Consider the following 9,108-nt stretch of genomic DNA (forward strand, 5'->3'; position numbering starts at 1 on the left):
TCATGTATTAATTAAATTCTTTTTTTCTTCAATGATAATATTGCACTTAACTCATGGACAATCTTCACATATTTTGGTATGATTTTCTAACTACATTTAGAAGGGAATGATGATATTGAAAATTAATCTTCCTCAAAGTAAGCAAAAAGGTAATCTTATTGAGTTGCCCACTCCTTGTGGTAATGTTGTTAACTATCCAATAGAACTAGCTATAAAAGGTACTCAAGGTAAGTACTCTTTGTTTCATACAATTGCACATAAAAGCGGAAATGCTTATTTATGTGCAACTCAACCAGACAGGGTTCGCATTAGAGCTGCTGGAACTCCTGAATTTATTTCAGAACTATATGAAAGCTCTAATTGGAAAGAACACAAAATTTCAGATGGCTATGGTACATTCTTTTATAAAGAAGCACCTTCTCTTAGAGAATTAAACGATTTTTGTGACAATTTAAGCAAATCCTGAGACCTCTGATTAGAGGTCTTTTTTAATCAAATTCCAGTTTCATCGCCATAACTTATTGTGAATCCATATATACACACAAAACAGTGTCACAAATGGAGACAGCCACAGCTAGTGATACCATCTTGAATATTCATCAGGATGCCAAGGTCTGAACTTTCCATTACCCATAATCATGTTAATCAGTCCTCATATTCAATCAATGGCAGATTTGGTTTAATAACATTAAGAAGCTCTTCAATAAATTCAGGAGCATTTTCAATTACCCAATCACACTGATGAATGGTTTCTGTGCAATTAATCCTATTGTCTGCCATAAAACTAAAGACTTTCATGTATAACTTCTCTTTCATTTTATCTACACGTTCATGGTAATCAGACATTTCATTTCACTCCTCTATAAATCAATCGATCTATTATGTATTCATTACTCACTCCACAACTTTTCAATCTGCAATTACTCTTAAAATCTGCATACAGTCATCATGACAAATAGGGTATGCATTAATTATCTGAGCATACTCATCTGCTTCACCTTCAAATAATACTTTTGAAGCTTTTGCTTCAGGTAGATCCTTTATCAACATATCACCCCATAAATGTCAAGTTTTATCCTCTTTCATCTGCCAACCTAGCAAGAATGTCTCCATGACAACTTTTCGGTTTGCAGAAGCAACACAGCGTCTTTCCTTTTATTTCTCTTAGACTGCTGAGAAGTTCTGGCTGTGTCTCAATCCACTGCTCGTATTCTGCAACTGCCTCTTCTCTTGTCACAACCTTATATTTAGCTTTAGTTCCTTCCATGTGTGAAAACGGATTTCCCCATTTTGACCCACGACCAATATAGATATCATAAGGAACTTTATGATGCTTATTAACAACTTTTGTAGTCAACCGAATTCCCCCCTAAGAAAGACAAATTTCAACACCTCTGGCAATCATAACTTACTATTTCATTATTCTTTGTGTTAATTATGTAATATGGTGGAGCACATCCCACACTAAATTGCGATGCTGCTTGAAGTGCCATTCTAATTCTGATTAGTGGATCTTCAATCTTAGCTGTACTATGTAATGAACCCAAAGCAAATTCCTCACCACTTCCACAAGCGTCATAACCTAATATTGATTCCCCAACTTGGTAATCTGATTCAATCTGATATAATTTATCTTTATAGCCAAATAGAAAGTGTCCACCTTGTTTTTTTCCATTTTCTATCTTCATATATCCACCTTCTTCAAAAAGTTTGATTACGTTAGGAATGAATTTTGTGACTAGGTATTCATGGTTTAACTTCCCTTGAAATTCATCTCTACTGTCAATAAGTCCAGTTCCATACATTAAGAGTTGACCCATTCTAAAAGAAGATGTGTATCCAATAACAGCATTATTGATATCCTTTAAATGAAATACTTTCTTATCAGCTCTAACAGTCTTACTATGCCCATTTGAGCCAAGGGAGTCTCCTCCAATATAAGTAACTCCCCTATATACCAATCCAACAATACAAGTCATAAAACTTACCTCCAACTTCAAATATTTTTGCATACTTGGTCTTAATTGCTCATAACATTTAAACAAACAATTAAGGGGTGATAACTTGTTTATTCTGTATATATGTATTTTCTTATACTTGTTAATTGGAATTCGTATAGCATTTAATTTTAGAAAAATGGAGAAATTGCACTTAAAGCATCAAGAATCAAATGATGGTATGTTTAGAGAGACATACACTGTAATTATTGATGAAAAAATGAATTTTTTCGAAAAAGTTATCTATGCTAATAAATATACTCATTTCATGTTTATTACTCTTTCATGGATAACAAAAATCAAAATCAAGATGGACAAGGAATAAAATCCTGAATTTATTGGGTCAGTCAAAGCCTTTTTTATCTTTGTAAAATTTTGTTCTCATTGCAGCAGCAAATCTACCTGCTTCATGAACGTCATCGAAGGAACCTAGCCGTGTATTCTTTTTATTTATAGATATCTGAACTATCCATTTTTGCTCACTCTTGATCCAGCATACATTTCTATAGCCAGATTTGTTGTTTTTGTTTTTAGATTTTCTATTTGTTGAGTTATGGCTATCTTTCAGTGTCCTTAAATTGTTCCTTTTGTTATTCAAGGTGTCATGATTAATATGATCAACTTTCATTCTACCAGCATAATCAAGAACATATTTGTGTAAATAAAGAGTTTTGTATTTGTATTTTCCATTTTGATCTACACCAAGATATTTTGTCGCTTGAGCGTAGTATGATTGAATATCCTCATCCCACTTTGGATACCACTTTACATTTTCCTCACACAACTTTTTTAAATTGTCTAAATCAACTACAGTTTTCAAAGACTCTTCATTACGCCTATCCAGAAATAAAACAAGTTCATCATTATGTATCTCAAATCGATTTTTTAAATTAATTTCAATTGCTATATAACCTCCCATACAAAAAACGATTTTACAACCAATTGAGTTCTTTTGCTACATAGGCAAGGCAACCCAATCCTAAGAAAAAAGGAATTACTTTGAAAAACATTGCACTACTTAGATTCTTTGTATTAATCACAAATGTAGAAAAGATACTAAAAATTCCACTTGTAAGGACAATACAAATCAATTCTTTCAATCCCCCTTATCAAATTCTATTTGAAATTTGAATTTCATATGTTTTTATTATTTATTTAATTCTTCTCGATTTTCATCCTCTAGTTTATTCATTTCCCCAACTAGCTTATTGAATTTATCCTCATCTTTTTCATCTAATGATTTATCAATTTCGATTCGTAATGATTTTAATTTTTCGTTTTTGAGTATATGATCTAAAATCATCTCAGTCTCTAGTTTCAACATGTAATTGTATTCTGATCTGTCCTTTATCATCATTCAAGTCACTCCTCATTTTGAAAATAAAATTGATGTTTCAACGCCTCAGTAGCCACCTTTATTATTAAGCAGCCATTCCTTAAATTGTACATGTGCTTTTGCAAATACCAGTTCCATATCGCAGTTCTGTACTTTCACAATGTCTGTTCCATGTTGTGGATGAGTTTTCTTATATCCGATGGTAATACACCAATCCATAATACTGGAGTAGTAAACATTCAATGTATAACCATTTTGCTTTCGCTTCTCGTTAAAGAACTTTAGAAATTCGTTCATACATATTCTCCTTTTTGCCTCATAAAAGGTTCGTTTTAATGGGTTTTATGTATAATGTGTCATAACTATAAATTTTGGTTCAACATCAATCCCATATAAATTCTTTATTAATTGTTTAACTTCATTTTGACCTTGCTCAAACTCTTCGGATGATTCGCTTAGAACTGATTGACTCAATCCATTTTCACGGTAATAATCAACATCAATTAACTTTCCAACGAACAAATAATTTCCACCATATCCATCATAAAAAATAACAAGGTCGCCAGATTTACTTTTGCGATTAAGATCATACTTTTCATATAAAGGATCTTCTTTATCCCATTCATTATCATCATAGAAGTCTGCCCCGATATCGAATCCAATCATTACTACATCATGCATTCTAACTCCCATTTTTTCACCTCGTATTTTTAATTTCTATTGAAACTTAGTAATCCTTTACCTTTTGACCTTGATAAAGATCAAAGTATTCAAAAGAGTATTGTTCAATAACATTTTCATCATTAATGACTTCGATAAACATATCAGCATTTTGCACCACATAAAGTCTGCCTTCTGTCAGTGCAAAATCATTCATATTTCCAATTACAATACTTCCTTTTTTAACTAAGTGTTCATTTCCATAGCAATTTATAGGAATAACTCTTCCATATTTATCTCTATCAGGACTCATTTTTCCACATCCCTCCATAAATGATTGCACCAAGTATTCATCAACTGACTAGGGTTACACTGATCACAGAATACTCTGTGTCTTCATAATTCCATAAATCATGATTCATATTGTCAGCAGCTCTTACGGCTGCTTCATCAATATTTGAATCTCTAAAATCTGTAAAGTCACCTTCAACAAAAACTTTAGTTGTGTATGTCTTTGTGATTGTCATTTCAACTTCAAATTTTTTCATTTTGTAATTCTCCTTTATTATTATTTTGAAATTTTCAGAAATTGATTATTACTCTTTAATTTTTACTTTTAAACGATCATCTAAATGCATATCGAAATATGTATTATCTAATTTCCCTCTATCAATCAACTCATTCACCAAGGCTTTGTAGGTAGGAGCATTGTTTAAGAATTTAATACCCTTAAGTCCTTCTCTTCGTTCGCATAGATGGATCACATTCATAATGTAGCTGATTTCCATATCTTTAGGTTCATATTCTTTTCCATCATCAGTAGTCCATACAATCTTCTTTGTAGTTGGATACTTTGGATAATGTCGATCATCCAGCATTTTATTTACATAATAATCTGCTATCTCTCCCATACTGTTCCTCCTTTCAATAGGTCATGAAAGATGACCTTCATAACCCCAATTAATATTCGAAGCCATCTTCTCTGCCTAGATTTACCCCTTCAACATAGTGCTCATATTGGTAATCAGGTAATTCATTCTTATACTGCTTCCTGTTTTTAGGTTTGCTAAACTTATTACTTGTGAATTTTTGATCTTTTTGTTTGAATTGTTTTTTCTTTCGTTCATCGTGAAGCATAAAACTTATTCAGTCTCCTTATGTAAGATTATCAATAACAATTTGATAAATATCATTATGAATTTCCTCAATAGTTTTTGTTCCATCAACTATGTATTTAAGTGGAGCTGAGTATTTTTCAGGCAGCAATAAGTAATTATCGCGAACTCGTTGTAGCATTTCTAGATCAGCCTCGTAACGGTCATTTTCACCATTGTTGTGTTTTCCTTTTCTAGACATGCTCACTTCAGCAGGAATGTCAATCACGATGTCTAAATCGGGTTTCCGCATGTATTTCTGAAGATTTAGCAGCCAATTAATATTCATTCCATTTGCTTTACCATAAGAAAACTGGCTGAGTGTATAACGGTCGAGGATCAGATAATCATACCCTTGACACTCAAGTTCATTAAACCATTCCATTTGATTCTGCTTGTCACTGGTCATAATGAGTTCAATAACCTCTTGTGAAGCCTTCCATTTCCCTGTTAACCATTGATAAATAAGATCACCAGTTTTTGTATCATATCGGTGAAACTCGCTTTTAATGACTTTATATCCTTCGCTTAATAACCTGTTTAGAAGCAAATTGCTTGCAGTATGTTTGCCACTCTTGTCAAAGTCCTTCCAATGTGATTAAGAACACTGTATCATTCCCCTTTCTAAGCCTCTATATTTTCCTCTATCCACTGCTTGTTATTGCTTACCTTAATGACATACGAATTCGACCAACCATGATTTTTTACGTACTTTAAAGCCGCACCTTCACCACGATTATAGGCCAAAATTGTAAGAAAATAAGTATCCTCTTCTGAAAATCCCAACTCTAAATACTTTTCTCTCAGATAAGAAAGATAATAAACACCCATTGCAATATTATCTTTTGAATCCAGTGGATCGACATTTCTAACACCAGCAGCCTTAGCAAATGACTTTATGTTTGACTGGTTGATTTGAAGTAAGCCATAGTCCTTGGTTGCGGATACCACATCTTCATTAAACTCACTTTCGGTTTTCATAATAGCTAAAACAAGCTCGTATGAAATTCCACTTTCATTTGCTAACTTATATGTATAATCAAGGATCTCTTCAGATAATGGTATGTTGTTAATGTGTGGCCTTTTTGGTTGTTCTTCTATATAAGTCTCTGTTGATACTTCTTTTTTATTTATTTCAGTAATTATATTTTTATTTTTTACTTTTTTATTACTTTGCTTAATCATTTCTTCATCTTTTTTCATTTGTTTCTCAATTGCAGTGACAGTGAAACTCATATTAGATTTGAATTCAATTTGTTCTTCCTTACCTTCTCTTAGGCTTCGAAGATTGATTAGCAGCATAATAAGTGCAATAGTGATAATTGCTCCAGCTACCATCAGAGTTAGGTTTTTCTTTGTCATCATGACCTCCATGGTTTTATTTAAAAGAAATCCCAGAGGACTTGCTTTTGATGGCTTATCTTCTGGGATAACATTATTAATATGAATCTATTGTTTACATTCTTTTGTACTTTTTTCTTCTTTCACTTTTACAGAACCTAGCATATCAACGATAACTGTGACATCATCAAGCGAAATACCTTCACTTACAAGATACTTATGTGCAATTTCAAATTCAGCATTTTTTTGATCTTTAGCAACCACTTTTTTATCAACTAAGATATCTCTTTGCTTATTAACTACAATTACTGAATAAAGGTTTTCCATGATACAATCTCCTTTGTTTATTTGATTTTCAAATATAGTCTGTGTTTTTGGAACAATTAATTCATTTGTGAACGCCGTAGCCAAATAACCATTGCCTATTAATGTTTTATAACCATTTGTTGCACTAGTTGTTGTGTCATTTACTATCAACATTACTTTTCACTTCCTCTTGAATTATCTCTTTCATTGCCTATGTACTATTCCTTCTCTTCTTTGATACTTGCGATAATTTGATTCAATTCTTGGAGAATAACACTAAGGTCTTGTTTTTGTGCTTCCGTAGCATCAGATACCTTCAGTCCCTTACCAAGATGCTGTTCAATCACCCTAACAGTTTCATTGTTTCTACCGTTTTCGTAGATGAATTGTCCTGCCGCTTTAATCTCATTAACAAGCTCTTCAAAGCCAATTTCTTCGGATTTAAACATTGACTGACGCTCGATTGCTGACACTGCTTTCACTCCATCAGCCTTCTCTTGTGCTTTGATGGCATCATCAATTGCTTTCTCAAGGTTCTTCGCTGTAAACTCTTGTAGATATGGGACAATCAAATCAAAACGACTACGAGCAAAGTACTGATCTGTCTCAGCTAGATATGCACTAGACTTAATGACTTTGCCATTTTCATCAACACCATTAGATTTCAGATAGATTACAATATCACTGTTATCAATAATTGGGCCAAGTGCTCGTTTGTCGCCTTTAGGAGAAACCTTACCATCCTCATCTGCTGTTGTGTGACCAATGAAGCAAACCGTATATCCAGCGCTGATAAGTTTGTTGATTTCATTGAACATTTCAGTTTCATACTCAGACCACAAGCCATAGCCACCATTACCAGATTTAATGGAATCTGCTTCATATTTCTCACAGATATATTGTTGACAGAATTTCGACGAAGCCCAAATTTCATCAAAGATAATGGTTTGGATTGTTTCTTTTGCCTTCTCCAAATTCTTTGGATTGGTCAATTGTCGGTTGATTTTTTTGAAGTCGCCCCATGTGTTGATTGGCAGGAACGAAATGCCATTGATTGCACCAAGACCACCTTCAAAAGGAAGGTAAAATGGTTTTGGAAGTTGTGTAAGTTGCTTGGTCTTCCCTGTGGAATTGGAACCATAAACAGTAATGATTTTACCTTCAAGACCACTTGCAATTCTCGATACTTGCGGATTAAAAATATCAAAGTTCATATATATTATAATAACTCCCTTATATTTTATTTAATTGGAGAGTCGGATATTTCACCGACTCAATATGTAATTTACTTTATTACGTTAACGCATCAGAACGGGAGGTCATCTTCATTGATATTAATTGGTTTACCGTCATCAGCAAACGGATTTTTAGAATCTTTACTGCTTTTATTACCGTTACCAGCATTCTTTTTCTTCTCAATCATTTCTTTGTGACGCTCTTCACGTTCATTCAAGCCCTTTTTAATCAGTTTTGGATCATACGTCTTTTCATTATCTTCTTCTTTAGGTTCAGTTCCGCTAATTACTTTGTATTCGCGGATTGTCTTGCGATTAATTTGTTCTTGAGGTGCGCCAAATCCAACCTCTACCGCTTTTTTAGTGACAGTTGTATTATTTACGATTTCTCCATAAACAGTAACTGTAGTGCCCTTATCATAATTATTACTTACGTAATCAGCAGCTCGATCACCTTCTACTACTGTTTCAAATGGGAACACTTTGCCTTCATACCCAACGACATAACCTTTAAGAATAACTCGACCTGTTTCTTCATCATTTTTCTTTTCAAAGGCAACATTTGCTACACACATCTCAAGAGTAAATTTCGCTTTTGGTTCGAACACATCGCCTGCTTTTAGGCGATTAATGAAGTTGGCTGAGATCTGTGGGAACGCTTTGATGGTCAAGTCTTGACCAACATATTCGTTCAAGCCTACTTTACCAGTCTCAATTCTCACTTTGTCAGCTTCTTCGCCATGAGTCTGGATCGATTTAAACTCATTCTTGATGGTTTGAATGCCTTTGTACAGGCCGCTCTCTTTGCCTTGTTTATTAATTTTGTTTGCATAAACAGAAACTGTATGTACATCATCATTGACCTTGATGTCAATTTCACCTTGAATTTTTTCAACATCCTTACCATCCTTTTTGTAACTTCCTTCTTCGATACGAACCTCAGTAACAATACCTTCAATTACTACAACATTCTCGCCCTCACGAAGCACTTTTTCACTCATTATTAAATTCATTCTCCTCAATTTTAATTTTATAGTTTATTGGATAATCATATGTATAACTTAGTTAATCATAGTTTT

The 9,108-nt window shown here is 33.4% G+C and carries 17 protein-coding genes; 1 reads left to right on the forward strand and 16 read right to left on the reverse strand.

Annotated elements, in window-relative coordinates; translation table 11 throughout:
• The first annotated feature begins 115 nt into the window (after window positions 1-115).
• Entirely contained in the window at window positions 116-466 is a 351-nt protein-coding gene (locus tag ACFQZE_RS06705) for a hypothetical protein (RefSeq protein ID WP_379354929.1), read from the forward strand.
• A gap of 179 nt (window positions 467-645) precedes the next feature.
• Here the strand turns inward: ACFQZE_RS06705 and ACFQZE_RS06710 are convergent, their stop codons facing one another.
• The 16 genes from ACFQZE_RS06710 to ACFQZE_RS06785 all read right to left on the reverse strand — a co-directional run bounded on the left by ACFQZE_RS06710 (window position 646) and on the right by ACFQZE_RS06785 (window position 9,030).
• Window positions 646-846: a hypothetical protein gene (locus ACFQZE_RS06710; protein ID WP_379354931.1), complete on the reverse strand. Its 201-nt coding sequence runs from the start codon at window positions 844-846 to the stop codon at window positions 646-648.
• A 226-nt stretch (window positions 847-1,072) separates the two neighbouring features.
• Entirely contained in the window at window positions 1,073-1,357 is a 285-nt protein-coding gene (locus ACFQZE_RS06715) for a DUF4326 domain-containing protein (protein WP_379354933.1), read from the reverse strand.
• Between the two features lie 28 nt (window positions 1,358-1,385).
• Window positions 1,386-1,979 (reverse strand): hypothetical protein, encoded by a 594-nt coding sequence (locus ACFQZE_RS06720; RefSeq protein WP_379354935.1) that lies wholly within the window; start codon window positions 1,977-1,979, stop codon window positions 1,386-1,388.
• A 361-nt stretch (window positions 1,980-2,340) separates the two neighbouring features.
• The gene (locus tag ACFQZE_RS06725) at window positions 2,341-2,916 is read right to left on the reverse strand and encodes a hypothetical protein (RefSeq protein WP_379354937.1); all 576 of its coding nucleotides are present in this window, start codon (window positions 2,914-2,916) and stop codon (window positions 2,341-2,343) included.
• Between the two features lie 228 nt (window positions 2,917-3,144).
• Window positions 3,145-3,354, reverse strand: coding sequence for an IDEAL domain-containing protein (locus tag ACFQZE_RS06730; RefSeq protein WP_379354939.1), 210 nt, complete (start codon window positions 3,352-3,354; stop codon window positions 3,145-3,147).
• A gap of 45 nt (window positions 3,355-3,399) precedes the next feature.
• Complete coding sequence (locus tag ACFQZE_RS06735; RefSeq protein WP_379354941.1) at window positions 3,400-3,630, reverse strand: hypothetical protein; 231 nt, start codon at window positions 3,628-3,630, stop codon at window positions 3,400-3,402.
• 45 nt (window positions 3,631-3,675) lie between these two features.
• Complete coding sequence (locus tag ACFQZE_RS06740; RefSeq protein WP_379354943.1) at window positions 3,676-4,026, reverse strand: hypothetical protein; 351 nt, start codon at window positions 4,024-4,026, stop codon at window positions 3,676-3,678.
• 34 nt (window positions 4,027-4,060) lie between these two features.
• Entirely contained in the window at window positions 4,061-4,306 is a 246-nt protein-coding gene (locus ACFQZE_RS06745) for a hypothetical protein (protein WP_379354945.1), read from the reverse strand.
• A gap of 40 nt (window positions 4,307-4,346) precedes the next feature.
• Complete coding sequence (locus tag ACFQZE_RS06750) at window positions 4,347-4,541, reverse strand: hypothetical protein (protein ID WP_379354947.1); 195 nt, start codon at window positions 4,539-4,541, stop codon at window positions 4,347-4,349.
• A 48-nt stretch (window positions 4,542-4,589) separates the two neighbouring features.
• On the reverse strand, window positions 4,590-4,904 hold the full coding sequence (locus ACFQZE_RS06755; RefSeq protein ID WP_379354949.1) for a hypothetical protein: 315 nt from the start codon (window positions 4,902-4,904) through the stop codon (window positions 4,590-4,592).
• 49 nt (window positions 4,905-4,953) lie between these two features.
• The gene (locus tag ACFQZE_RS06760; RefSeq protein WP_379354951.1) at window positions 4,954-5,130 is read right to left on the reverse strand and encodes a hypothetical protein; all 177 of its coding nucleotides are present in this window, start codon (window positions 5,128-5,130) and stop codon (window positions 4,954-4,956) included.
• Window positions 5,131-5,148: 18 nt separating this feature from the next.
• Window positions 5,149-5,697 (reverse strand): dTMP kinase, encoded by a 549-nt coding sequence (locus ACFQZE_RS06765; RefSeq protein WP_379354953.1) that lies wholly within the window; start codon window positions 5,695-5,697, stop codon window positions 5,149-5,151.
• A gap of 74 nt (window positions 5,698-5,771) precedes the next feature.
• Window positions 5,772-6,512 carry a lytic transglycosylase domain-containing protein gene (locus tag ACFQZE_RS06770; protein ID WP_379354955.1) on the reverse strand — a complete coding sequence of 247 codons (741 nt, stop codon included), beginning with the start codon at window positions 6,510-6,512 and terminating at the stop codon, window positions 5,772-5,774.
• A gap of 84 nt (window positions 6,513-6,596) precedes the next feature.
• Window positions 6,597-6,968 carry a hypothetical protein gene (locus ACFQZE_RS06775; RefSeq protein WP_379354958.1) on the reverse strand — a complete coding sequence of 124 codons (372 nt, stop codon included), beginning with the start codon at window positions 6,966-6,968 and terminating at the stop codon, window positions 6,597-6,599.
• A 44-nt stretch (window positions 6,969-7,012) separates the two neighbouring features.
• On the reverse strand, window positions 7,013-8,008 hold the full coding sequence (locus tag ACFQZE_RS06780) for an ATP-binding protein (RefSeq protein ID WP_379354960.1): 996 nt from the start codon (window positions 8,006-8,008) through the stop codon (window positions 7,013-7,015).
• A gap of 92 nt (window positions 8,009-8,100) precedes the next feature.
• Entirely contained in the window at window positions 8,101-9,030 is a 930-nt protein-coding gene (locus ACFQZE_RS06785; protein WP_379354962.1) for a hypothetical protein, read from the reverse strand.
• Between the last annotated feature and the right edge of the window lie 78 nt (window positions 9,031-9,108).

Origin of the sequence: Paenibacillus sp. GCM10027627 (assembly GCF_042675505.1) — a bacterium.
GTDB lineage: Bacteria > Bacillota > Bacilli > Paenibacillales > Paenibacillaceae > Pristimantibacillus.

Bases quoted from the DNA above. Each gene is read 5' to 3' on its own strand.
- ACFQZE_RS06710 (WP_379354931.1), bottom strand. From the start codon at position 846: ATGTCTGATTACCATGAACGTGTAGATAAAATGAAAGAGAAGTTATAC.
- ACFQZE_RS06720 (WP_379354935.1), bottom strand. From the start codon at position 1,979: ATGACTTGTATTGTTGGATTGGTATATAGGGGAGTTACTTATATTGGA.
- ACFQZE_RS06725 (WP_379354937.1), bottom strand. From the start codon at position 2,916: ATGGGAGGTTATATAGCAATTGAAATTAATTTAAAAAATCGATTTGAG.
- ACFQZE_RS06730 (WP_379354939.1), bottom strand. From the start codon at position 3,354: ATGATGATAAAGGACAGATCAGAATACAATTACATGTTGAAACTAGAG.
- ACFQZE_RS06735 (WP_379354941.1), bottom strand. From the start codon at position 3,630: ATGAACGAATTTCTAAAGTTCTTTAACGAGAAGCGAAAGCAAAATGGT.
- ACFQZE_RS06740 (WP_379354943.1), bottom strand. From the start codon at position 4,026: ATGGGAGTTAGAATGCATGATGTAGTAATGATTGGATTCGATATCGGG.
- ACFQZE_RS06745 (WP_379354945.1), bottom strand. From the start codon at position 4,306: ATGAGTCCTGATAGAGATAAATATGGAAGAGTTATTCCTATAAATTGC.
- ACFQZE_RS06750 (WP_379354947.1), bottom strand. From the start codon at position 4,541: ATGAAAAAATTTGAAGTTGAAATGACAATCACAAAGACATACACAACT.
- ACFQZE_RS06755 (WP_379354949.1), bottom strand. From the start codon at position 4,904: ATGGGAGAGATAGCAGATTATTATGTAAATAAAATGCTGGATGATCGA.
- ACFQZE_RS06760 (WP_379354951.1), bottom strand. From the start codon at position 5,130: ATGCTTCACGATGAACGAAAGAAAAAACAATTCAAACAAAAAGATCAA.
- ACFQZE_RS06770 (WP_379354955.1), bottom strand. From the start codon at position 6,512: ATGATGACAAAGAAAAACCTAACTCTGATGGTAGCTGGAGCAATTATC.
- ACFQZE_RS06775 (WP_379354958.1), bottom strand. From the start codon at position 6,968: ATGTTGATAGTAAATGACACAACAACTAGTGCAACAAATGGTTATAAA.
- ACFQZE_RS06780 (WP_379354960.1), bottom strand. From the start codon at position 8,008: ATGAACTTTGATATTTTTAATCCGCAAGTATCGAGAATTGCAAGTGGT.
- ACFQZE_RS06785 (WP_379354962.1), bottom strand. From the start codon at position 9,030: ATGAGTGAAAAAGTGCTTCGTGAGGGCGAGAATGTTGTAGTAATTGAA.